At 41.5% G+C, this 25,989-nt stretch carries 14 protein-coding genes; 8 read left to right on the top strand and 6 right to left on the bottom strand.

Features of this window, described 5'->3' with window-relative positions; all coding sequences use genetic code 11:
• Window positions 1-54: 54 nt before the first annotated feature.
• From M23134_RS26645 to M23134_RS26625, 5 genes are all read right to left on the bottom strand, one after another.
• Window positions 55-1,281 carry a tetratricopeptide repeat protein gene (locus M23134_RS26645; protein WP_002701557.1) on the bottom strand — a complete coding sequence of 409 codons (1,227 nt, stop codon included), beginning with the start codon at window positions 1,279-1,281 and terminating at the stop codon, window positions 55-57.
• 417 nt (window positions 1,282-1,698) lie between these two features.
• Window positions 1,699-1,881 (bottom strand): hypothetical protein, encoded by a 183-nt coding sequence (locus tag M23134_RS26640; RefSeq protein ID WP_002701556.1) that lies wholly within the window; start codon window positions 1,879-1,881, stop codon window positions 1,699-1,701.
• Window positions 1,882-2,237: 356 nt separating this feature from the next.
• On the bottom strand, window positions 2,238-3,281 hold the full coding sequence (locus M23134_RS26635) for a hypothetical protein (protein ID WP_002701546.1): 1,044 nt from the start codon (window positions 3,279-3,281) through the stop codon (window positions 2,238-2,240).
• Between the two features lie 49 nt (window positions 3,282-3,330).
• A complete protein-coding gene (locus M23134_RS26630; RefSeq protein WP_002701545.1) occupies window positions 3,331-4,464 on the bottom strand; it encodes a hypothetical protein in 1,134 nt (377 codons plus the stop codon).
• A 57-nt stretch (window positions 4,465-4,521) separates the two neighbouring features.
• Window positions 4,522-5,697, bottom strand: coding sequence for a glycosyltransferase (locus M23134_RS26625; RefSeq protein WP_045114396.1), 1,176 nt, complete (start codon window positions 5,695-5,697; stop codon window positions 4,522-4,524).
• 212 nt (window positions 5,698-5,909) lie between these two features.
• Between M23134_RS26625 and M23134_RS26620 the strand changes: the two genes are divergently transcribed.
• The 4 genes from M23134_RS26620 (at window position 5,910) to M23134_RS26605 (ending at window position 13,086) form a co-directional block, all read left to right on the top strand.
• On the top strand, window positions 5,910-6,284 hold the full coding sequence (locus M23134_RS26620) for a DUF423 domain-containing protein (RefSeq protein WP_002701541.1): 375 nt from the start codon (window positions 5,910-5,912) through the stop codon (window positions 6,282-6,284).
• A 167-nt stretch (window positions 6,285-6,451) separates the two neighbouring features.
• Complete coding sequence (locus M23134_RS26615; RefSeq protein WP_002701540.1) at window positions 6,452-7,993, top strand: PP2C family protein-serine/threonine phosphatase; 1,542 nt, start codon at window positions 6,452-6,454, stop codon at window positions 7,991-7,993.
• Between the two features lie 234 nt (window positions 7,994-8,227).
• A complete protein-coding gene (locus M23134_RS26610; protein ID WP_002701538.1) occupies window positions 8,228-9,619 on the top strand; it encodes a sensor histidine kinase in 1,392 nt (463 codons plus the stop codon).
• A 266-nt stretch (window positions 9,620-9,885) separates the two neighbouring features.
• Entirely contained in the window at window positions 9,886-13,086 is a 3,201-nt protein-coding gene (locus M23134_RS26605) for a S41 family peptidase (protein WP_002701536.1), read from the top strand.
• Window positions 13,087-13,134: 48 nt separating this feature from the next.
• Here the strand turns inward: M23134_RS26605 and M23134_RS26600 are convergent, their stop codons facing one another.
• Window positions 13,135-13,587, bottom strand: a complete 453-nt coding sequence (locus M23134_RS26600) for a hypothetical protein (RefSeq protein WP_002701534.1) — start codon at window positions 13,585-13,587, stop codon at window positions 13,135-13,137.
• A 249-nt stretch (window positions 13,588-13,836) separates the two neighbouring features.
• On the opposite strand from M23134_RS26600, the gene M23134_RS26595 reads away from it, so the two are divergent.
• The 4 genes from M23134_RS26595 (at window position 13,837) to M23134_RS26580 (ending at window position 25,950) form a co-directional block, all read left to right on the top strand.
• Window positions 13,837-15,153, top strand: a complete 1,317-nt coding sequence (locus M23134_RS26595; protein ID WP_002701530.1) for an McrC family protein — start codon at window positions 13,837-13,839, stop codon at window positions 15,151-15,153.
• A gap of 176 nt (window positions 15,154-15,329) precedes the next feature.
• Window positions 15,330-18,566 carry a SpoIIE family protein phosphatase gene (locus M23134_RS26590; protein ID WP_002701528.1) on the top strand — a complete coding sequence of 1,079 codons (3,237 nt, stop codon included), beginning with the start codon at window positions 15,330-15,332 and terminating at the stop codon, window positions 18,564-18,566.
• Window positions 18,567-19,089: 523 nt separating this feature from the next.
• Window positions 19,090-22,347, top strand: coding sequence for a SpoIIE family protein phosphatase (locus M23134_RS26585; RefSeq protein ID WP_157558662.1), 3,258 nt, complete (start codon window positions 19,090-19,092; stop codon window positions 22,345-22,347).
• Between the two features lie 276 nt (window positions 22,348-22,623).
• Window positions 22,624-25,950: a SpoIIE family protein phosphatase gene (locus M23134_RS26580; RefSeq protein WP_002701526.1), complete on the top strand. Its 3,327-nt coding sequence runs from the start codon at window positions 22,624-22,626 to the stop codon at window positions 25,948-25,950.
• Window positions 25,951-25,989: the final 39 nt, after the last annotated feature.

Below are 25,989 nucleotides of genomic sequence, written 5' to 3'. Positions count from 1 at the left end.
GCTCTTCACCTTGCTGTAGCGCTTTTTTTTATCAGGGAATCATCTTATCTTTTACTAAGAAGTAGCCATATTGCTTTGCATACCTTTTTTCGATGATTTTTTCATTTCTGATTTTTCCTTCTTTGCTGCGTCAATCTCTTGCTTACTCAACTTTTTTTGTACCCTTTTTTTTATGCGGCGACGGATACGTTTCTCTAAACGCATATTGATACGCGTTTCAAGGTACCTGATCAAAAACACAAATCCCAAGGCAAAACATCCATTAATCAACAGTCGAAACAAGGCCACTCCTCCGGCGTATTCCTGCAAAATAGGGTTGAGTAATAATAACAAGAACTGGAATGTAAGAAATAAGGCGATAAAAATCATTTTACGCATCATGTGAGGCGGTATGGCCACATCACCTACGAAAAATAACCCACCAAAAAGTAAGATAAAAAACGCTGAAATACCCAGGTATTGAAGGTTATTGCGTTGCTCTTGTTTTTTCTTGGCTACACGTTGTTGCTCTTGTGCCTTATGGTTTGCCTCTAACTTTGCCAACTCGGCAAGACTTTGTTCTTTGGCTATACTATCTTTAATGTTGGCGTACTTTTCTTGATACTCATAGGCAAGGTCAAACTCTTTGGTGGTTTTGTGTACCTTTGCCAATATATGGTAAGATTCTTTAACGTCTTCCTTTTGATTATATTTTTGAGCCAGCATCAACCCATGGTTGGCAAATGTAATGGCTTGCTCGTTTTGGTTTTCCTTTTGGTACAAGCTTGCCAAGTCGTTTACCAGGTCAATGGTTTTGCGTTCCATGTCGAGCTTGGCGTATAGTTGGTAAGACTTGATGTAGTAGTCAATGGCTTGACCAAAGTTTTCTTTTTGCTCATAACAGTCTCCAATCAATCGAAAACATACTGCCTGGTCAACCTCTTTGCCGGTGTCTTCTACCATAGCCAATGCCTGAAATAAATCACGCAATGCTTTGCGGTATTCACCATGACGCATGTTAATCACGCTCAGGTTTCTCAAACCTACCGCCAAACCTTCTGCATAACTCAGCTTTCGGGAAATACTCAACAAGCGAGTAATATAATCCTCTGCCTGTTTGTCTTTTTCTTTGTCTTTAAAGAGCAGGTACTCATGTGCCAAACCATTCAAAACGTCCACCTCTGTTGAATCTTTTACAGTTGGTAACTTTTGGAGCAGACTATCAATTTTTGCTTTATCTTGGGCGCTTAATTGTGCTATACTTAGTGTAATTATAGTAAGTATGAATATTATCTTTTTCATCAAATTAAAGAATTTGCCATTATGTGTAGTTTGTTGGGTTACAAACAGGCAAAAAAAACGCCAGACATAGAGTAAGAGCACTAAAACTTAGGTAAACAGTGTAAGTTATTTGGTAAAAACTAAGATTTGTATTTTCTAAAGAAAGAAAGGCACGTGATCATCTGTATAAAATGCTATGAAACAGGAGATTAGCAAATAGGCATGAAAATAGCTAAATTTGAACACTGCACTATTATTTGAGAGGCTTTACCCAAAAAACAGGCAAAAAAGGTAAACAAAGAAGTAACAATACATTACACCACCAGAAGATGGCTAAAAAAACTGATCGTGTGCAAAAGTAAAGTGTAAGAAAAAAACAGCAGGAATGTTAACGGACAAAGCCAGGTACTTTTTAGGTAGTCCCCGGCTTTGTCTTTATTAGTTTACCAGTTGTGTGTCCAACTGTTGTTCATCTTTGGCAAATACCAAAGAAATAGTGTCTTGAAATTTGTCGCCAAATTGAGTGATGCACCAGGCTTTCAGCTCTAAACATTCTTCACTAGTCATTAACCCAATGGCTTTTTTAAGCTCTTTTTCAAATAATATTTGATCAAAGCTCATTTTATGTAGAATAAATTTGGTGTACTGAAGCATAAGAATACGCTGTTTAATAAGTTAAGGTCGAAAACAATTTAATTTTTAATTGATGTAGTATAGCGGTGTGTTTATATCATTAAAACACGCGTTTTTATTACGTCAAATGCAGGCACAAAGTTTTGCATAATTCGAAGTCTGACTTGAACTAAAGTACTTAAAAACTGCTAACTAACTCATAATCAAGGAGAAAATTATTTTTAAATTTATGTTATTTCTCACACCTTTTTTTTCCTTGTTTTAAGTCTTTATTCTTCCCTATATTTCTAATGGGTAATAGTACTAACAGCCAAAGAAAACAACTTAGCGCTACAAAAAACAGATTAAACCGATTTTACCTGACGGTATACCAACCCTAACAGTTCTATAAACACTTTGTGTTGTGGCAAAGGATTGTTACTGGAGCGTACCTCTACTTGTTGTACTTTGAATGTATGCCGTTTTTCACTCGAGGCAAACTTAACCTTAATGTTTTCGGCAGGTGCTTCTATACTATGAGACACCAATTGATAAGCTTGAGTTGGCAAGCCTAACTGTACTTTGTACAACAACTTATACTTGGTTTTGGTTTTATATTTTATTTTGCCGCGCGGATTCACCTTGCGAATATTACGCACACGCACTATTCTCAGTACCTGCAATTGCATGACGGCTCCATCAGCAAGCTTACCCATTGCCTCAAATACAGGCATTTCGTAAAACTCACTACTCATCACATGTCTTGGCGCTCGGGGGTCAGGTTGGTCTACTTTGTACTGGCTCAGTTTCCAATGAACAGTATCAAAGTGTAGGCTCAGCAAGTGTTGCGAGGGAAATTCTTCTTTGAGCAGGACAAGCGTGGGGTGAAGGAATTTTTCATAGGTAGCAGCAATTTTTGCCTCAGCAGCCCGTATTTGTTTGAGCAAAGGGGCATACTTTTCATACGCAATCATACGTACCCTGGCTTCTCTGAGTACTTCCTTTTTTTGCACCTTCTTTACCAAGGCGTATGCTACTCCTGCCAGAAATATAACCCCAACATAGGCAAACAAAGACCAGGAAAGCGAATAAAGTCCTGAACGCTCTACAATTGCCCAAAGAATAGAAATGACCAATACTGCCTGCCAAAAAGCATTCCTGATCAATTGTTTGGCTGATTTGGGTTTCTCTAAGAAACAGTTGCTCTTTGCCTGACGTACTTCATATTTGTAAGCAATCATTTGCTGTACTATGCTAAGCCATTCTTTGCTGTTTTTTTTACCTGTGAGTAATTCTTGGCTAATAGCGCTCTGCACCTGGTCTGGCAAACTAGTGTATTGTTCGTGTAGTTTCTCAATCAGGTCATACTTGGCCTGTAAATCGGTAGAGGGTAAAGAAGAAGACATCATTTTATGCTTAAGTTTTTGATTAGCTCATATAATATGGCTCGTTAGGTACCTATGTGTTGTCAGCAACATTTTTTATTGGTTTTACCTGATGCTTGATGATACGTAACAGCCGCTTTAAAAAATCTATGTCTGGAATGTAATACAACTCCTGGTCTACTTCAAAATCGCCAAAATAATAATAACGTTGAAGTTTGGTTACAGTACTTGCTTGTATATTCAGTATGTGGGTATCGCCTCCATCTACATAAGATAATAAAAACGCATTGTCACGGGCTCTCAGATCAAGTACGGTTTTATCTACATCGTCTACCATAAAGTTACTTGACTTATGGGCATGTTTAGAAGCAAGGTCATAAAGGCTTTTACGCAACAATACCTGCAAATGGTAAGAGATACGCATAGTACCTTTCCATATTTCTTCGTTTTGGTCATCTTCTACAAACACCCTTCTTATATAACGGCGATTGCGAATCATGTCTTCGATATTGAAATTCAAATAGCTGCCATCCTTGAGCCTGGCGCGAATATTCATCAAAGGGTAATTGTAAAACTCTGAGTTTTCGTATACATAGCTTTCAGGGGCATCATACGCTTCGTTAGAGGGCTCATCTTCGCGTTCGGTGCGGTGGATTGCCTGTTTTTTGGGTCCCAGGTTTACGTGTAGTTCCAGCTTGTCGTTGCTGTTCATCATAGTTGCCAGTTCACGAATCAAAGGCAAGATAAATTTACGAAAGTGATTGGGCAAATCAGAGTAATCAAACAAGAGGTGGGCGTATTTTCTTGCCATGGCTCTCTGTTTCGCTTCTTTTCTTAAAACTTTTTTACCCACAGGCAATAAAAAATACGCAAAAACCAACAACCAATACAAGGGCAACACCATTGCCACCCAAGCCCACACCTGAAAAGCCAACAAAAACACCCCTGCTACTACCCCACCAATCATCAGCAAAGCATCGCGCGAGGGAATGGGGCGATCTATTTTAAACTGGCGGGCTTCATCTGCCATAGCATCGTACTGCACAATTTTCGCGATCAAATTAATCCATTCGCCAGGGGTATGACTCCCTTCAATGATTTGATCATCAATAATTTGCCGTTGCTCGTGGCTGAGCTGTTTATATATTTTTTCGGTGCGGGCAATTGCCTGGTAGGCAATCATTGTATTCAAAACTTGTGCATCCATATCTAAATCAATCCTCAGTACTTCTTCTTTACTAACACTATTTGAGCCTGTCAAAGATTACACCACTATACGTGAATAAAATGTGCTTAGTTCCTCGCGTTTTTGTTGCCAGGTAAAATGTGCCTCGATGTGTGCCTTGCCTGCCTCGCTCATTTGTTGGCGCAGATGGGGGTAATCGAGCAAAATGCGCATAGCTCTGGCCAGTTCAGCGGGACGGTCTGCACGCACCAACTTGCCCAGTGATGCATCAGAGATGATCTCTTTCACTACCGGAAGGTCAGAAGCCACCACTGGAGTACCCACTGCCATAGACTCCAGTATTTTTAAAGGGCAACAACCTTGCTCCAGGTTTCGCGAGCACTCTTTGAGCGGTGCCAAAGAAAACACTGCCCCGTGTACCCAGTCATACAATGTACGCTTAGGCAACTGATACTGCCATATTACGCGGTTGGTAAGCCCTAGCTTTTCTATGACTTTATGGTAAAACCGGGCTTTTTTTTGTTTGGTCGACGCACACACTACCAAACTCAAGTCGTCGTAATCGGCAAGGTATGCCATCGCTTTGAGCAATACATCAAACCCTTGCCATGGCTGCAGAGCACCAAAATAAATGACATACCTACCCTTGGGGGGATGAACTGGTTTGCCAAAGATGTTGGGAACTTCAGCTCCATTGGTAATCACCGTAATTTTTTTGGGGGCTACCCCCAGGTTTATCAAATTATTTTTGATCACCTCAGAGGGAGTAATGACAAAGTCAGCTTGCTGGTAACACAGTTGTTCCAGGTTTTTGATTTTTTCTAATGTGCGCGCCGACAAAGCTGGATAACGGTAGGGCAACTCTATAGAAGGCAAGCCATTGACCTCATACACTGTTTGGTAGCTCCGGTTTTGGTGCTGTTTGTGCATCAGTACAGGCACTCCACTCCAGTGGTCTCTAAAATGGCATATTTCCAACCGAGGCTGTGTTTCCAGCAAATCGTACAGGTATTGGCTATAGGCTTGGCTTCTTACCAGGTAGTTGGGTATTTGCTCCGAAAACCGGGTAATTTCTACATTGCCTTCTTGCTGGTAGTCCATCAGTTTTTCATTGCCTACCACCGACAACCACCCTCCCCCCTTCCAGTCAAACAGGGTTTGGGCACTATGGTAAATATGGGTGGCTGCTCCTTTTGCCGAGGGGTACACATCGAACGCAGCATATAAAGCTTTGTGGGTTTGTTGTAATATCATATTTGTGTGCAACAAGTGGCGCGCTACAAATAGTAAGTGATATAAAAGCATTTTAAATAAAAATACCCCTATCATATAACCTAAAACTTATGGTCTGTCGCGCTATTAAAATTCAATTTGAAAAAACTTCGTCAAGCTCTCAAAATTTATAATAACTTTGCTCATAATCAATGATTAGTCTTGAATTGTTTTGCTGATTTAAAATAATATTTATGCATAAGTTTTTTTTAATGGCTGGCGCCTTACTTGGCGGGCTTTCGGTAGCAATAGGTGCTTTTGGTGCACACGCTTTAAAAAAAGTATTAGAACAAAACAACTATACAGAAGTATTTGAAACTGGAGTACGTTACCAATTTTTTCACGCAGTGGCACTTTGTATAGTAGGCATACTTATTTTGCAAATGCCCCACAAATATTTAACCTATGCGGGATATTCATTTATCATAGGTACGGTTATTTTTTCAGGTACCCTGTATGTGCTCTCGCTTACGGGCATTCGTTGGTTGGGCGCTATTACTCCATTGGGTGGCACTGCCTTTATTGTTGGCTGGATATTTTTGTTTTTAGCAGTTTGGAACGCTAAATAAACCAACGCTCAGTAGCATGCTACCAGCCCCTGCTTTTTACCTAATGTACCAAGAAAAAAGAGGGGCTAATCTTTTTTTTTTAACTTTCTTCTTCTCTCACTTTGTCTTTTCCACGATATTTGCGTGACAATATAGAAATCAACCTATTTTTATAAAAAACCATTGTCATGCCGTTGCTTTCTATCCAGTTTATACGCCAGCAAATCAACAATGCGTCTTTTCTTACCCAATACCCCGCAGACTTTAAAAAAGCCTATTTCTTTTTTTTATTGATGATGAACACTGGAGGCTTGATGTGGGGTATATTATGCCTTTTATTTGGTTTTTACCTGATTTCTATCATTCCCTTTGGGTATATTGCATTAAGCCTTGTTAACCTACAGTACTTACTACAACGCGAAAACTTTGTACGGTGTCGTTCTATACAGGTACTATTTAGTTTGTTATTGCCTTTTTTGTTTCAATGGCTGTTGGGTGGATTCAACGCCACTGGAGTAGTCATGCTTTGGTCGGTGCTTACCCTTATTGCACTACTTACTTTCTCCAAAGCTAAAGAGGGCAATGGTTGGCTGGTATTGTTTATTGTATTATTGGTAGGCTCAACAATAGCTGACGGCTACTTGGTTGAGTTTACTCCTGCTCCCCTCAAAGCTGCTCAGGTACAACTAATATTACTCACTGTTAATATTGGCATGATTGCTTCTATCACTTTTTTTCTATTCAAGTTTTTTATCAAAAGTGACCGCCACACCAAGTCTATGAACCAACAACTGGCACAACAAAAACACGGTTTGTCGGAGCGCCACTTTGAGATAGAACAACAAAACGAAGAGATATTAAGCATTAATGATGAACTGCAACGTCAAACCATTGAAATAGAACAGAAACGGGTGGCTATGATGGGGGGAATCACCTATGCCAAAAACATTCAAAAGGCTTTGCACGCTTCTTCTAAAGGTTTGCGGCAAGTGCTCCCTGAGTCGTTTGTCCTTAACCAACCTAAAGATATTGTGAGCGGTGATTTTTTTTGGTTTACCCAAACAGAAGCCAAGCCTATATATCAAGAAATAAGCACCTTTGACGGTATACAAAGGGTTTTTCAAGGGTTTGAAAACGAAAAAATTCTTATCGCAGCTATTGACTGCACTGGGCATGGGGTGCCGGGGGCTTTTATGACGGTAATGGGCAAGGTATTTATAGATGAGATTGTACTACTGCACCACCTGACCGACCCTGCCAAAATACTCACTGCTCTCGACAAAAAAATTGTACATGCCCTTACCAGCAATACCAGCCTAAACGATGGTATGGACATGTCGCTCATGATGCTCGACCAAGATGACCATACACTGGTCTTTTCGGGCGCAAAAAACCCGCTCTGGTACGTAAGAAACGGCCTCATGCATCAAGTATCAGGATCTAAGTTTCCTATTGGCAGTGGGCAATACAAATATGGTAAGAGTTTTGAGAATACTTACATTGCTACTCAGCCAGGCGATGTATTTTATATTTTTTCTGATGGGTTTCAAGACCAGTTTGGTGGTGGAAACGATAAAAAATATATGAAAAGGCGTTTTAGGGAATTATTGCTCAGCATAAGTTCGTTGCCGCTGACCGAACAAAAACAATTGCTCAAACAAGAGCTCAGAGCCTGGCAAAAGGACAACTACCAAACAGATGATGTGTTGGTGGTAGGAGTTAAGGTTTGAGCGTTTTTTGGGTGGAATGATGCCAGGCAAAAACTTCGTCGAAGCGCACTTCTGTACCCTATACCAAACAACCACGCATAAAAATATCAATCAAAAGGAAAAACAAGTTTTTCAACTCTTAGAATATTTTACAAATCATTTGTATTTTTGTTTGAATGCTTCTTACGCACTACTTAAAAATTAACAAAAAACATGGCAGTTTTTCTTTACCCAACACTTCATCAAAAGCACTGAATGCTATTTCAACAATTTGTCAATAAATTTAATGACGAAGATTTTCTTCGGCAGTTCCCTCGTAGTTTTAAATATGCTTTTCACATATTTACTAGCATTACTATGTTGGGGGCTTCGCTATGGGTAAGCTTGAGCATTGCATACGGTTTATACAATGTAGCTATTATCCCTGCGGGCTTTATGGTAACTACATTGCTTAGCATGTGGTACTTGTACGCTTCGCAAAACTTTAAGATAGTACGTTTTATTCAAATCCTTACCAGCATGACGCTGCCTTTTGTGTACCAGTGGACATTGGGTGGGTACATGGCTACAGGTGCGGTGATGTTGTGGTCGTTTATACCACTGTTTGGGCTTTTATCATTTACTCATATAGAGCGCGCCAATTACTGGATCGTCTGGTTTATACTATTACTGGTAGCCAGTGCTTTTATTGATCATCAGGTACAGGTACGCACCCCACAAATATTACAGAGCAACATCAACCAGAAATTTTTCTTTACGATCAATGCAGGTATTATAGGAGTCATTACTTTTTTTATGATCCGTGCCTACATTGTAGTAAATATCAAACGCCGAAAGGTCAACCGCTTGTTGAAAAACCAAAGATCAGAGTTGATTGCCAAGAATCATGAGATTAAGCAAAAAAACGAAGCCATACGCTTACAGCAAGCAGAACTTTCTGACCTGAGCCATTTCAAAGACAAGTTGTTGTCTATCATTTCGCACGACCTCAAAAGTCCACTCAACACACTACAAGGCACGCTTACCTTATTGGGAGCTGGCGCCATTACTCCTGAAGAACTTCAGGTGCTTACTCTGGAATTACGCGATAAAATGCAAGCCACCCGCTACCTCATGGAAAACATTTTGCAATGGGCTATGATGCAAATGGAAAAGGTAAAGTTTACTCCCGAATTACTTAATTTACACGATATAACCGCAGATACCCTTAAGGTACTGACTGCTACACAAAATAAAAATATTGAATTGTATAACGATGTTCCTGCCGAAACAAAGGTGTTTGCTGATGCACACATGGTAGCATTGGTGATCAGAAACCTGAGTGCTAATGCTATTAAGTTTACCCAACAAGATGGTGAGGTGAGGGTAACTGCTCAAGCAATGGATAAAGGCTATGTTGAGGTGGCCATTCAAGACAATGGTGTAGGTATACCACCTGATGTATTGCCCTATTTGTTTGACAGTACCCATACTTATACTACTGAGGGCACTGACGACGAAAAAGGTACAGGGTTGGGGTTGTTGCTTTGCCAGGAGTTTGTAGAGAAGAACCAGGGGAAAATATGGGCAGAAAGTACTCAAGGCGAAGGCACTACTTTTAAATTTACCCTGCCACGCAAAGCACCTGTTTTGGAGAGTCAAAAATAGGCTTCAGTTTGGAGGTGACCTTTCCATCATTTATTCCTGAGAAGCTGAAAAAGACGATTTAAATAATAAATGATCCCTCACCCATGTTCCCCCTTTAAACACCCGCTACTTGCCTCAGGTTATACAAATCATAAGTTGTAGTTTTAACAACATAACAAGTATAACAGACTTATTATAAACAATGTAATTTTACTTGTAGTCTTGGGTATGCATTGACATACCAGTACTTATGACTACTTATACACCAAACCTTTTACATATATAACATGAGAAAATTTTACCTAGTAGCTTGCTTCCTGTGGGGGTTAGCCAGTGTTATTCAGGCACAAACTCAACCTATATTTGCTACTCAGCCCGCCATTAGTCCGGACGGCAATCAAGTAGCGTTTTCGTTTCAGGGAGATATATGGGTAATGGCTGCTAATGGTGGAGTTGCCCGCCGCCTCACGATTCACCAGGGGTACGATGCCAACCCTATATGGAGCTCCGATGGCAAACACATTGCTTTTAGTAGCAACCGGGCGAGCAATTACGATGTTTTTACCATTCCAGCCAACGGAGGAGCGACCAAACGCCTTACTTACCACAGCAGTGGCGACCAAGCCACTTGCTGGACAGCTCAAAACGAGGTTTTGTTTACTTCACGGGTTAGGGCTTATCGCCAAATTGCTTATGAACGTGAAATACACAAAGTAAGTGCTGAGGGGGGGACTCCGCAAAGAATGCTGGATGCCCAAGGGTACATGCCTACCCAATCGCCCAATGGCAAACTCATTGCCTTTGTACGTGGCACTTGTGGCGTCGTACGTGAAGCCTACCAGGGTCCTGCCAACAGAAATATATGGATATATAATAACGAGACGAAACAGTATACCCAACTGACCAACGACCCATCGAATGAGTTTCAACCGATTTGGAGCGATGATAATGCTTTGTATTATATAAGCGCCAAAAGTGGTAAGTATAATATTTATCAACAAAAACTCAACACAGATGGCACTGCTAACGGCAATGCACGCCAAATTACCCGGTATACCGACGATGGCATACGCTATTTTGGCGTAAGCCGTAACAATCAATTGGTATTTGAGCGCCAGATAAGCTTGTATACAATGAACGCCAACGAAGGAAAGGCTAAAAAACTGACCATACAGGCAACCAATGACTATCGGTTTGACCAGGTGACCCACCAAACTTACCGCAATGGGGTGGCTGATTATAAGGTAGCACCCAATGGCAAATATGTGGCAGTAGAGATTAGAGGTGAAATATTTATAAAACCTATAGCCAAAGACAAGCGCAAAGCGATGAACTTGTCTGACCATGCTTTTCGTGATGAATCACCTGAATGGCTCAATGACTCTACCCTTGTTTTTATTTCTGACCGTAATGGGCAGCGCGACTTATACCTGGTGCGATCAATAGACAAAAAACAAAGTAACCTGTATAAAACACTTAAAACCAAAGTGATACAACTTACCCAAACCAAGGCAGAGGAGTTTGCACCTACACTATCGCCCAATGGCAAAAAAATAGCTTATCGACGAGGCAGAGGCGAGCTGGTGGTAGCTAGTATATCGGCAACAGGCAAGCTTAGCAATGAAAAAGTATTGGTAAAAGGTTGGGCAACTCCAGGAGGAGTCGCCTGGAGCCCTGATAGTCGTTGGCTGTCTTACTCACTTACTAACCTTAACTTTAACCGAGAAGTATACATTCAGGCTGCCAACAACAGCCAGCCAGGGGTAAATGTAAGCATGCATCCTCGTGGCGATTACGGTGCAGTATGGAGTCCGGATGGGTCGAAACTGGCATTTATGTCTAACCGTATCAATGACTACGACGTATGGTTTGTGTGGTTGAACCGGGCAGATTGGGAAAAATCAAAATCAGACCACGAAGAAGGTGGGTACTATGATGACCCTGACAAGAAAAAGAGTAAGCCCAAAAAGAATGCGCTGGTAAACATAGATTTTGAAAATATCCATCATCGGGTAGCCAGGGTTACTTCGCTGCCTGGCAATGAAGGTGGCTTGGCTATTGGCAATAAAGGGCAAACTTTTTATTTTACAGCTACCAATCCCACCGCCCGTCACCATCGATATGATTTGTATCAGGTAAAATGGGATGGCTCCCAAACAAAAATGCTTACCAAAAGGGGCAAAAACCCCCGAAGATTATTGCTATCGCCGAAAGGCAAAAAACTGCACTTTTTGGCAAGTGGTGTATTGCAACAAATGTTGCTCAAGGCAAAAAAAACAACTCCTCTCCCTCATGAAGCCAAAATGGTGATTGACCATCACCAAGAAAGAATACAAATGTTTGAAGAAGGTTGGCGTGCGCTCCAGGCAGGTTTTTATGACCCTAATTTTCACGGGCAAAACTTTGTTGCTTTGCGCAAAAAATACAAACCTTGGGCTTTGGCAGCTTCTACTACGCAAGACTTTCGGATGATATATAACCGTATGCTGGGACAGCTCAACGCCAGCCACATGGGGTTGTATGGCCCTAACCCTGAAACCATTCAGCGAGAACAGACTGGTTTGTTAGGTGCAGAGGTGGTGCCAGTAACCACAGGAGTAAAAATAGTGCACGTGATCAGGCATGCCCCTGCTGACAGAACCCGCAGCAAACTCAATGAAGGTGATGTCATTACCAAAGTAAACGGGCAGGAAGTCAATGACAAGGTTAACTTTTACTCATTACTCACCAACACCCACAATGAACGGGTGATGTTGACAGTACAAGGTAAAGGTGGGACTCGTGAGGTCATTATTCGTCCAATAAAAAGCTTGTCTAACCTTTTATATGAAGAGTGGATAAGTGACCAGAAAGCTTTGGTAAAAAAGTACTCTGGAGGACGCTTAGGCTATATCCACATCCGGGGAATGAATATGCCAAGTTTTGAGCGGTTTGAACGCGAACTGATGGCAAGTGGTTATGGCAAAGAAGGCATTGTGATTGATGTACGTTTTAATGGGGGAGGTTGGACTACCGACTATTTAATGGCAGTGCTCAACGTACGTCAACACGCCTATACCATTCCACGTGGGGCAGTAAAAAGCCTACAAAAAGAACATAAAAAGTACCGTAACTATTACCCGTTTAGCGAGCGCTTGCCTTTGTCGTCCTGGGTAAAGCCTTCGGTAGCCTTGTGCAACGAAAACAGCTACTCAAACGCTGAGATATTTTCACATGCTTACAAACATCTGGGCATAGGCAAGCTGGTGGGTAAGCCTACTTTTGGGGCGGTAATTTCTACTGGTAGCCGTCGTTTGATAGATGGCTCGCGAGTGCGCATGCCATTTAGAGCCTGGTATGTAAAAGCTACCGAAAAAAACATGGAGCTGGGGCCTGCCGTGCCTGACTTTGTGTTAGACAATGTACCAGATAACCGGGCTAAAAAAGAAGATGCTCAGCTGAAAAAAGCGGTAGAGGTATTGCTCAAGCAAATAGACACAAAAAAATAAAGTGTGCAAAACCGCTCAGATTAAGAACTTGGGCGGTTTTTATTTTGTTCACTGCTTTGAGATATTCAACCCATCCGAAACTTGGGCGTTCTTTGATGTATCGATGTGGGCTGTTTTGTGCTTTGCCTCTGGCAAATGGGTGGAGTGTGAGTGGATATCGAAAAATATATACCCAATGACTAATAACACCACGATAAAATTGGCAATGACTGCCACGTTTTGTTGTGTTTGGTGCTGTACACCTGCCCAAAAACCCATAGTTGGGGCGGTGGTGCGGTGGTAGTATACTTTCTTTATTTTTTTGCGTTGTTTTTGGTTTCTTCGCCTAAAAAACTCTTGCAAAGTAATGGGCGCGTGATGAGTACACTCTGATGGGTGGGTTTTGTGCTGGTTACATAACCCAGCGTACCAGATCAAATCATTGTTTTTTGGGTTCAGGGCTCTGATCTCTTTCTTGCTTTTTACCTTTACCCAGTCATCATAGTTGTTGGCTGTTTTCATTAGGTCAAGTCTTAATAATTACCTCAAATGTTGATTTATTGGGCACAAAAACTTTGCCTTGGCTACCAAAAATAATTCTAAGTTTTCGGGCAATTGTTCAAATAATTGTAATCACTGGCTTTGGATGGTTATTTAGAAAAAATAAAAGTAATGCCTAATACAACCAGAAGTTGTATAGGCTTTGGCAAATGGATAACTTAGCTTGAGTAAAAGCTTTGTACAAACTCTACATAACACCTCAATACCTATATGTACTTATTCGAATTTGGTGCCTGGCACGATTTACCTTTTGACTCCAAAAAAATCACCCGGCTTAAGGCGTATTTAAATACTGTATGGCAAAACCGCCACTTATTTTACAATGCCTCTTTGCCCAATACAGTCCAACAGCGTATGTTTGATTTTGACGGGCACCAGATCAAGGCACGCAACTATGTGGGTTTTGTAAGGTTTGAAGGTCACGATATATATGTCTTGCCCAAGGTTTTCAACTGTTTGACGCCTCCCCCACCTAAGGTATGTTTTGACCACGTGTTGTATTATTTAAGCTACAGCCAACGAGTACGTTTTCCTTTTGCGCTGGCACGTACCCACACCAGTCCGTCATTATTTTTACCCGAAATATGCATCTTTCTGTTTGCTTCTTATGCCGAACAATTGCTCATCGAACAACCATTGCATTTGTACCAGGAACGCACTGAAGAGTTAGATTTCCTGAAAGGACAGCTTGACATTGACCAATACCTCAAAGAAAATATAGCCACTGGCAACTGGCAAAAACTACATAGCCGCCACACACCTTTGCTTTACAATAACCGGTTTAACCAGTTGGTAAAGTACACTGCACGCCAGTTGCTTCTCATGACCCAATACGCACCTTCGCTGGAACACCTGCAGCACATGATTGCACTCTTGCAAAATGTAAGCGATGTACCCATGACTTATAAAGATTGCATGAAAATACGCCTGCCAGAGCAACAAATAGCCCTACAGACAGTGGTAGATATGTGTGCTATGTTTTTGGGCAACGAAATGATCAATTATGAGGTGGGGCAAAAGTACAACTTTGCATTTTTGTTGCCAATGGAGTTGGTGTATGAGGACTTCATTGGCCAATTTGTACAAACTCACTTTGCCCAATGGCAACCCCGACTGCAACCCAAGAAATACCTTGGTCGGAACCCAACAGGTAAGCCTGTCTTTAGTGTCCAACCGGATATGTTGCTGGGGAGCCCTCAGGTAATTGCCGATACTAAATATAAAATAAGAGAAGTACCTTTGCGACATAGCCAAACTGCTATAGAAGAAAGTGATATTTATCAAATGATTGCGTATGCCCTGGGGTATCGCTGCTCTGAAATGGTACTGTTGTACCCGGCAAGTTACAGGCAGCCCAAAACGCTGAGTTTCTCTGAGTCTTTCAACATACAAAGCGATTTATTGACCACCCCTTTGCGCATAAGGGCAGAGAGTCTTGACATTACCACTACTGCCCAAACAAAGTTTGCTGAAGCGCTTGAGCAAAAGTTAAAAAAACAACTGCAACGTATTTTTGAGTCTCATTAGAAAACCCTTTTTTGAGTGTATTACTTGGTCAATTCCACCCTATATTCCAATGTTTGTGACCTATATGTACCTTTTCTGCCTGTGTTGTAATTGTTGCTTTGTGAATTTTTATTATATTTAAGATACCTCTAGGTAAAACCTCCGTAGATTATAGCGAATATGTTTTTTTAGAACCCATGAATAAAGCACTTCATTGTGTCCTTTTAGTTTTACTCATCATTGATACTGTACAGGGGCAGACAACCCGAACCAAAGCAGGCAAGCCTTTAATAGAGGTATACAATACTAAAACCTATGGTGGAGACCGCCAGGTATGGGCAATAGCTCAAGACAAGAGAGGGGTGATGTATTTTGGGCACAACAAGGGTTTGATTGAGTATGATGGGGTATCGTGGAGAAAAATAGCTACTCCTCATAACAAAAGAGTACGATCGCTTGCTGTAGACAAACAAGGTACTGTATATGTGGCTTCAGTAGGAGACTTTGGTTACCTCAAACCCGACTCAAGAGGTTTTTTACAATATCAGTCGTTGCTGCCTGAACTCCCCAAAAACAGTCGTGACTTTGGCGATGTATGGCGAGTGAGTATTGTAAAAAATAAGGTCAACTTTATTACTTTTCCACATTTGTATTGTTTCCAAAACAAAAAATTACTGCGCATATACCACTCGCCCAAACCCTACCGCTTTCATTATAGCTTTAATATTGCTGGTATGCTTTACCAACCTCGCCAAGCCAATGGTATAACCACCTATGACGCTGACTCGCTTAAAACCATTGCTGGGGCTGCTAACATAGGAGAATCACGTGTATTTGCTATGTTACCCTATCCGGGGCAAAAAATATTACTTTGCGAAGCCACTACCAAGTTTTGGTTGTATGACACAAATACACAGCAAGCAAAACGTTTTCGTTCTGACTTAGACAACACTTGGGAAAAACAAGCCATTTACTGCGGAGTGAATCTACCCAATGGTTTATTTGCATTTGGCTCCAGATTGCGAGGGGTGATCATTATGAACAGACAAGGTAAAGTAATAGACTTGATTGATAAAACTAAAGGTTTGCCCGACAATACCGTGTGGAGTCTCTATTATGAACCAAACACCCAAAACCTATGGGTGGGCACCGACCAAGGCATTGCCCGAATAGACGTAAGCTCACCTCTGGAACAGTTTGATGATATACATGGGCTTGAGGGTTCTATAGATGATATACTTCGTTTTAAGAATACTTTGTATGTATCGAGCGGTGTGGGAGTATTTCGCCTCAAAAACAATCGTTTTCAACGTATAAAAGGCATCAAACGACAAACTTGGGGGCTTTGGTCATACCAAGCCCCTAATGTGAAAGAGGAACATTTAATGATAAGCAACAACCTAGGCATATATACACTAAAAGACACTATTGCTCAATTGATTTTACCCGAAAAAAGCGTGTTCCGGACGCATACCGACCATACTAACCCACGCCGAATGTACATAGGTTTTATAGACGGATTGGGGTCAGTTGTCTATAAAAATCGCCAATGGCAGATCGAAGTAGAACGCTACGAAGGGCTCACTGAGCCGGTTCGGCAGGTGTTGCAAGACAAGCAAAACCGGGTTTGGGTAAGCACACGCTACAAGGGGGTAGGCTTGTTGGAAGGCAAAAAAATCACTATGTTTGATTCTACTGCTGGGTTACCACCTGGCAGAGTAAACATAGTGTTTCAAGGTGGCCAACTCTATCATCTTACCCAAAAAGGGGAATATGTTTTTGATGAGGCTAAAAGACGCTTTCATAAATCACATGTTTTAAGTAAACCACTGGGTGATACACCCCTCAGTTTTTTATCGTTTGACTCTACCCAAGCTTATTGTATTGCTAAACAGCTTCCTAAAAAACAGTATGTACCTTATGTCAAACGAGGACAGCACTACCGGGCAGATACATCAGTGTTTAAACCCATTTATGACAAAATGCTTGATCGGGTAGAGGTAGAAACTAATGGAATATTTTGGTTGTCGTCTGACGAAGGTTTTTTCAGGTATGATGCCAAAGCACCTTTTCTGTTGCAAAAGAAATTCACCACACTTATTCGTCGGGTGCAAGCCCACCCCGACTCGCTTCTATATGCAGGCTACCAACCCCCCCCCTCTCCTACCCTATCCTATAGTCATAACTCACTTACTTTTGCCTACGCTGCCTTATATTTTGGCTTTGCCCACAAAAACCAATACAGTTACCAATTGGTAGGCTATGACAAAGAGTGGTCGGAATGGAGTAGTGACAATAAAAAAGGGTATACCAACCTCAATGAGGGCAAATATACTTTTCGGGTAAAATCCCGCAACCTTTACGGTATCGAGAGCAACATTGCCACCTATAGCTTTATTATACTTCCCCCCTGGTATCGCACCTGGTGGGCGTTTGTAGTATATGTATTGCTATTGCTCGTGATCATAGCAGGCAGTATTCGCTGGTACACGGCGCGTTTGCAACGACAAAAAGTAATGCTAGAGAAAAAGGTACAAAGACGTACAAGGGAGATTTTAAAGCAAAAAGAAGAAATTCAGGCACAAAACGAGGAGTTATGGCAACAAAGCGAAGAAATTGCCAGTCAACGAGATGCTATAGAAGAAGCCCGTGATGCCTTGAACCTAAAAAATCTACATATGAAGCAGAGCATCAAATCAGCCGAAACCATTCAGTCGGCCATATTGCCTCTGATAGAAGACCTGCAACAGGCCCTACACGAACACTTTGTTATTTTTATGCCTCGCGATATTGTATCAGGTGACTTTTACTATTTAGAAACCGTAGGCAACAAAACCATTGTGGCTGCCATTGACTGTACCGGGCACGGGGTACCAGGGGCATTTATGAGCCTGATTGGGTATACCTTGCTCAATGATATTGTGAATGTACAGCAAAAAACCAATCCTGGCAACATATTGGAGACCCTCAGAGTAGAACTAAAAGTAGCATTAAAACAAGAAAAAACGGGCAGGCATAATGGCATGGATGTAGCTATGGTGACCTTGGAACACCTCCCTGAAGCGCAAGTAAAAGTACTTTTTGCCGGAGCACGGCGTCCCCTTTGGTATATTGAACCCAACCACCCAGAGGTACAACAAATAAGTGGAAGTAAAATATCGGTCGGGTTTAACTATGAGCACAAGCGTACTATTGCCACACATGAGCTATTGCTCGCCACAGGAACAAAACTTTACCTGGGATCAGACGGCTTTGCTGACCAAAATAATGACTGTAGGCAAAAGTTTGGCTCAGTCCAACTCATAAAGCTACTCGCGAGCACCAGTCATTTACCACTTACCAAACAAAGGCATTGCCTTGAGAAAGTATTGAAAGAGTTTATGGCAGGTACCGAACAACGTGACGATATTTTGCTGATGGGCATAAAATTATAACCAATCGGGTTTTGCCTGATGCTTGTCCAATAAAATTTATTATATTTAATACTTCATAAATAAGTATTAGTACAATAGGCAATCAACTATAGGCAGGGTTCCGGGCTAATGATGCTTACTTATCAGTTGAATTTAATTACGAACGTACCTGAAATATAATGGAAGTTCAGGGTTTACAGGAATGGTTGATCAAACAAAATACATTTTTAATTCACTGTCACAGTGCTTGACCTGAGGGTCTGTAGTTACGAATTTTTCAATTACTTACTTTCTGCCACAACTCACAAACCTACTATACCTTATCAGCTGTCTTTAATTTATTACCCTACTCAATAATTCTATGTAAAATAAAAAAAATAAAGTAATCTAAAGGAAAGTAGTACCTGTTTTTTGAAGAAAGACAAAGACTAGAGACGAAGTTCAGTAGATGAGCTACACAATGCTTGAACTCCGTTTTGTGGTTAGGTAAGTTTTGTAGATTTACTATAGGGATTTTTTGAGGGAGTATTTTATGCTGAGAACTATGAAAAAAGCATTGACTTACACATGGTGGTTATTATTCATCGCAGGTTTTGCACAAGGGCAAATCACTCCTCAAAAGCAAGGAAAACTTTTGCTAGACAACTACCCACCCAAAATATACAAAGGCGACCGACAAGTATGGGCAATAGCACAGGACCAAAGGGGAGTGATGTACTTTGGACACGACAAAGGGCTGGTACAATATGATGGGGTAAACTGGCGCCACTCACTTATGCCTAAAAACACAAGGGTAAGGTCGATGGGGTTGACCAAAGATGGGACACTATACATTGGTTCGGCGGGTGATTTTGGCTACCTGGCTCCCAACTCGAAAGGCTTTTTAAAGTTTGTATCTCTGCTGCCTACTGTTCCCAAAAACCAACGAAACTTTAGCGATGTATGGAAAACAATCATTGCCCAAGACAAAGTGTACTTTGTAACCTTGACCCAAATATTTTGTTATCAAAACAACCAACTATATAAGATATACAAAACCAGCCCCAAACATTTTTTTCACTTGAGCTTTGGGGTATACGATCAACTTTGGCAACCCCAAAGCCAACAAGGAATTGCTCGATTAAAAGCAGACTCTCTACAGGTGATTAAGGGGACCTTGAAAGCCAACAGGGGTCATGTATATACCATGATGCCTTACCCTGGCAACAAAATATTGATAGTAGATGCTTTAGCGGAGTTTTGGTTGTATGACCTCAAATCTGGTCAGGTAGCTCCATTTGCCCGCCACTTAAGCAAAATATTTAGTCGCGACGAAGTATACAGTGGTACTGCTTTGCCCAACGGACAGTTTGCCTTGGGCACCCGTACTAAAGGTTTAGTCATTATTGACCAACAGGGGCAGGTCGTGAGTATAATTGATCAGTCGCAAGGGTTAATCGACAATACTGTTTGGGAAGTATACTACCAAACAGGCACTCAAAACTTATGGGTAGGCACTGATAAAGGCCTTACCAGAATAACTATAGGCTTGCCCTGGGAACTGTACGATGCTAGTCACGGACTAGAGGGGTCGGTAGAGGATGTACACCATTTTAAAGGTAAAACCTATGTAGCTACCAGTGTGGGGGCTTTTCTGTTAGACAAAGGTCAGTTTAAACAAGTGAAAGGCTTGAGTAGTCAAACCTGGGATTTTTTCACCTACCAAGTACCTAACTCCACCGAACAACGCTTGTTGGTTGCCAATAGCCGAGGAATATACACCCTACAGGACTCTGTATTTAAACAAGTGATACCAGAACAAAGCGCTTATAGTTTTTGTGTAGATAAAAATAACCCCAAGCGATTGTATGTAGGTTTTTTAAATGGTCTGGGCACTTGGTTATATCAGAATGGACGATGGGAAACAGAAAAACGTCGATTAAAAGGAGTGGTAGACCCTCCCTGGCAAATCATGCAGAGCGCCCAAGGGAAAATCTGGCTTGCTACTCGTTATAAGGGAGTAGGCTTATTAGAGCACAACCAGGTCACCTTGTTTGATTCGCTGGCGGGGCTTCCGCCCAAAATGGTAAACATGCTCATGTACCAAAACAAGTTGTATTATTGTGCCCAGGATGGCATATACACTTTTGATGAGGCAAGCCGTCGTTTTAAGCCAGACCTCACCTTTGATAAACTACTGAACAACCCTAAAACTACACAAGTAGAGTGCGATACTACCCAAACTTATTGGATCGCCCAAAATGCCCGCTCCAAACGCTGGGTGCCTTATTATAAAACAACCAAAGGCTATAACCCTGACAGCCTGATACTGAAGCCGATATACAGCAAAAAAATCAACACGATTGACATTGACCCCAATGGGGTGTATTGGATTTCTACCAACGAAGGGCTGGTAAAGTACAATGCACGTAACACACTCAATATTCAACAGCAATTTAAAGTACTGCTGCGTAAGGTGCAAATCGGGCAAGACTCGGTGCTCTTTGCGGGAAATAAAATCACTGAACCACCTACACTCCTCTATACCAACAACTCGCTTACCTTTGACTATGCTGCTTTGTATTTTAACTCTACTGATAAAAATGAATATAGCTATCAATTGGTAGGCTATGACAAACATTGGGCAAAATGGACTAGTAAAACCCAAAAAGAGTACACCAACCTAGACGAAGGTACTTACACATTTAAGATAAAAGCACGTAATCTCTATGGCATAGAAAGTCACGTAGCTACTTATCAGTTTACAATACTTCCCCCTTGGCACCGTACCTGGTGGGCGTATGTATTGTTTGCAGTATTGTTTGCCTTGAGCTTATTTGGTGGGGTAAAACTATATACCAACCGCTTGCACAAGCAAAAGGTGGTACTGGAGCACAAAGTAAGCCTGCGTACTCAGGAAGTGGTGAAGCAAAAAGAAGAGATTTACGAACAAAACAAGGAGCTTTTACAGCAAAGCGAAGAACTACAGCAACAAAGTGAAGAAATTATGGCGCAACGTGACGCCATAGAAGAGTCTCATAAAACGCTCAATGAACGTAATTACCAGATTACCCAAAGTATTAAATCGGCAGAGACTATTCAGGCGGCTATCTTGCCATTTGCCGATCGGCTACAGGCTTTGATCGGAGAGCACTTTGTGATTTTTCGTCCGCGAGATGTAGTATCGGGTGATTTTTATTATATAGAACAGGTAGGCAATGTTACTATAGCGGCAGCCATTGACTGTACTGGGCACGGCGTGCCAGGAGCTTTTATGAGTCTAATTGGTTATGCACTGCTCAATGACATTATTTATGCCCAACAAAAAACCAACCCCGCCCAAATATTAGAAACCCTGCGTCAAGAACTACGCAATGCGCTCAAACAAGAACAAACCGGCAAACAACACGGCATGGATGTGGCAATGGTTACTATAGAACCCCAAAACAACACCAGTATACAAGTACATTTTGCCGGAGCCAAACGCCCACTTTGGTATACTACCCCTGAAGACGATAAAATACAGGTAATAAAAGGCAGTAATGTATCTATAGGGATTGACTACGTGGAAGGCAGAGCAATTACCAGCCAGCAACTATTGTTAGAAAAAGGTTCGATACTGTACCTAAGTTCTGACGGCTTTGCTGACCAAAACAATCAAGACCGAAAAAAGTTTGGGACAAGGTCGCTTAAAACACTGTTAGCCCAAAACAAATCACTTGCCTTACCTCAGCAACAATCGTTACTTGAACAAGCCTTAGATGAGTTTATGCAAGGCACCGAACAAAGAGACGATATTTTGTTGATAGGCATAAAACTATAATACATAAGCAAGACCGTTAAAAAACCGTTAAATAATAAGCATAAACACCAAACAACAAAATAATATTTCACGTTGCATCATTATTGCTAATCAGTTACAGTTAAGTATCTGTTGATAGTTGTTTTTTTGCCAACTATATAGTGTTTCTTTCCTCAACCGCTAAGTTATTACTTCCTTTCCTATACGCCTTATTAAGTAAGCTCTAGTTACCCTCCAACAATATGATTGATTGGGTATATTATTACATACCTGTTTCAATGATTTGACAGATGAACTATGATAAAAAAACAAAACGTTATGCTGCTATGGTGGATATGTATAGGCCACTTGTCCACGGCTCAGGTAAACACCCAACAACAAGGCAAACCTGTAATACAAAACTACAGCGCTAAAGAGTACAACAGTCACCAACAGATTTGGTCTATGGTGCAAGACAAGCGAGGTTTTATGTATTTTGGAACCGATGAAGGTTTGGTTGAGTATGATGGGGTAACCTGGCGACAAATTGCTACCCCCAGCAATAAAAGGGTGAGGTCGCTTGCAGCAGATAAAAATGGGGGGGTGTACCTTGGGTTACCTGGCGACTTTGGCTACTTGGCTCCTAACAAACAAGGGTACTTGGCCTATCAATCTTTACTACCTGCTTTGCCCAAAGACAAACGCCGTTTTAGTGATGTATGGACCACAGTGGCTGCTCAAGGCTGGGTACATTTTATTACTATGACCAAAGTGTACTCTTACCAGAATAACAAATTTGTAAAAAGACATGAGTTTCCTGAAAAAACCACGCTTTTTCCAGGATTTAACATAAACGGTACTTGGTACCAGCCACATACGAATGTGGGTATTGATGTGTTAAAAGGGGAAGTTCTAAACACTATCAGAGGGTCTGAAAAAATAGGGAAAGGGCAGGTATTTTCTATGTTGCCTTACCCAGGGCAAAAGGTGTTGATTCAAGAGGCAAATACGGGCTTTTGGTTGTATGACAAGCGCTCTGCTACATTTACCAAGTTTGACTCAGAGATCAACCACAAAAAGTACCTTATTTACTGTAGCACCGCGTTGCCCAATGGTTGGTTTGCGTTTGGTACCCGAACCCATGGAGTGTTACTGATGGATAAAGCGGGAAAGTTACTAAGTGTGATTAACCGAGATAGAGGTTTGTGTAACAATACCATCTGGAGCATTTACCACCAAAAGGGTACTCAAAACCTATGGGTGGGCACTGACAATGGCATTGCCAAGGTGATGTATGATGTTCCAATGTTACAATTTGACGCATCTACTGGATTGGAAGGAGCCGTTATTGCTTCATGTCGATTTCAGCAAAAGCTGTATGTGTCTACTACAGTAGGGGTTTTTCGGTTAGACCCAGAGGGTTTTACCAGGATCAAGGGAATCAAAGGGCAAAGCATTAATTTTACAATTCATCATCATCCCAACACTGGACAACAACAATTGTTGGTGGGGAGTTCACAAGGCTTGTTTGCCATCAAAGGCAATATAGCTCAGCTATTATTTGAAGAACAAGTGGTCGTTAAGTTTTTGCCTGACCGACAACAACCTACCAAGGCTTATTTAGCTCTATTGAACGGGATAGGTACCAGGGTATACAAGCAAGGTAAGTGGCAAGTAGAACAGGCACTCATGGAAGGTTTGAAAGATCCACCATTGCAGATGAGGCAAGATAAAAAACAGCAGCTTTGGTTTGTTACCCACTACAAAGGTGCAGGGTTGGTAGAGGGTAATAAGGTAACCCTGTTTGACTCAACGGCTGGCCTGCCCACTCAAAAGCTAAATATCGTCTCTTATAATGGAGATTTGTACTATACTACCCCAAAAGGCATTTACTCGTTTGATGCCAACAAGCGTTGTTTTGTACGCGATTATGGCATCAACCAACACTTGGGCTACCACAAAAAACAAGCGGTTGCGTTTGCCGAAAACGATTCTACCCAAACCTATTGGTTGGCACAGGACGCGCAATCAAAAACTAACTTGGTTTGTAAGAAAAAAGGCAGTGTCTTTATACGAGATACCCTGACGCTAAAAGCATTGTACGAAAAAGAGGTGACAGGGGTAAATATAGAACCTAATGGTATTTTTTGGATTTCGACTGATGAGGGTTTAGTACGCTATGATGGAAACCGTCGGTCAAACATACAACAAAGTTTTAAAGTAAATATACGCAAGGTAGTTACCAATAACGATTCGGTATTGTATGCGGGCTATCAAACTGCTACTGCCCCCACATTGCCTTATACCCACAACTCACTCACCTTTGACTATGCTGCCTTGTATTTTAGTTTTACCGACAAAACCCAGTATAGTTATCAATTGGCAGGCTATAAAAGCGATTGGTCTAAGTGGACCAGTAAAACCCAGAAAGAATATACCAACTTACCGGAAGGCAATTATGTATTTAGGGTAAAATCACGCAATATTTATGGCGTAGAAAGCGTAGTGGCCACTTATAGTTTTAAAGTATTGCCGCCTTGGTACCGTACCTGGTGGGCAAGGGTATTATATGTAGCAGCAGCCTTGCTTGTGTTATATGGGGGAATCAAAATATATACGATGCGTTTGCGCCAACAAAAAACAATGCTGGAGCAAAAAGTAGTCGAGCGTACCCAAGAGGTAGTAAAACAAAAAGAAAAGATAGAAGCACAACACGAAGTGTTACAACAAAAAAGTGAAGAAATCACTGCTCAAAATGAAGCCTTACAGCAAAAGAGTAATGAAATCACCGCTCAAAATGAAGAACTGTTTCAACAAAGTGAAGAAATTATGGCGCAACGTGATGCCATAGAGATGTCAAATAAGGCACTTAATAAACAAAACTACCATATTACCCAAAGTATTAAATCAGCTGAAACTATTCAGGCAGCGATTTTGCCTTTTGCCGATCGTCTACAGGCGTTAATTGGAGAGCACTTTGTGCTTTTCCGTCCACGAGATGTGGTATCGGGTGATTTTTATTATATCGAGCAGGTGGGCAATGTTACTATAGCAGCTGCCATTGACTGTACTGGGCACGGAGTACCAGGAGCATTTATGAGTTTGATTGGCTATGCATTGCTCAATGACATTATTTATGCCCAACAAAAAACCAACCCTGTCCAAATATTGGAAACCCTGCGCCAAGAACTACGCAACGCGCTCAAACAAGAACAAACCGGCAAACAACACGGCATGGATGTGGCAATGATAAATATCACGCCCTCTAACAACCACCAAGTAACTGTACACTTTGCTGGAGCCAAGCGCCCACTATGGTATGCTCCCCCCGAAAATGACCAGCTCCAGGTTGTCAAGGGTAGCAATGTCTCTATAGGCATTGATTATGTAGAAGGCAGAACCATTACCAGTCAACAATTATTACTGGACAAAGGAACCGTGTTATACCTTAGCTCTGATGGTTTTGCTGACCAAAATAATGCGCAACGCAAAAAGTTTAGTGGCAGACGTTTGCGACAACTACTTGCCCAAAATAGTACCCTTCCCTTGGTTGAACAACAACAATTGCTTGAGCAAGCATTGGATGAGTTTATGGTAGATACTGAACAACGTGACGATATTTTACTCATGGGCATCAAGTTGTAATTTGTACTTGAAAGTTTGACAATACAGGGCTGTACTGTC

The sequence above is a fragment of the Microscilla marina ATCC 23134 genome (genome assembly GCF_000169175.1).
Lineage (GTDB): Bacteria > Bacteroidota > Bacteroidia > Cytophagales > Microscillaceae > Microscilla > Microscilla marina.
The sequence above is the reverse complement of the archived record's forward strand: the minus strand, read 5'-3'. Positions and strand labels throughout refer to the sequence as shown.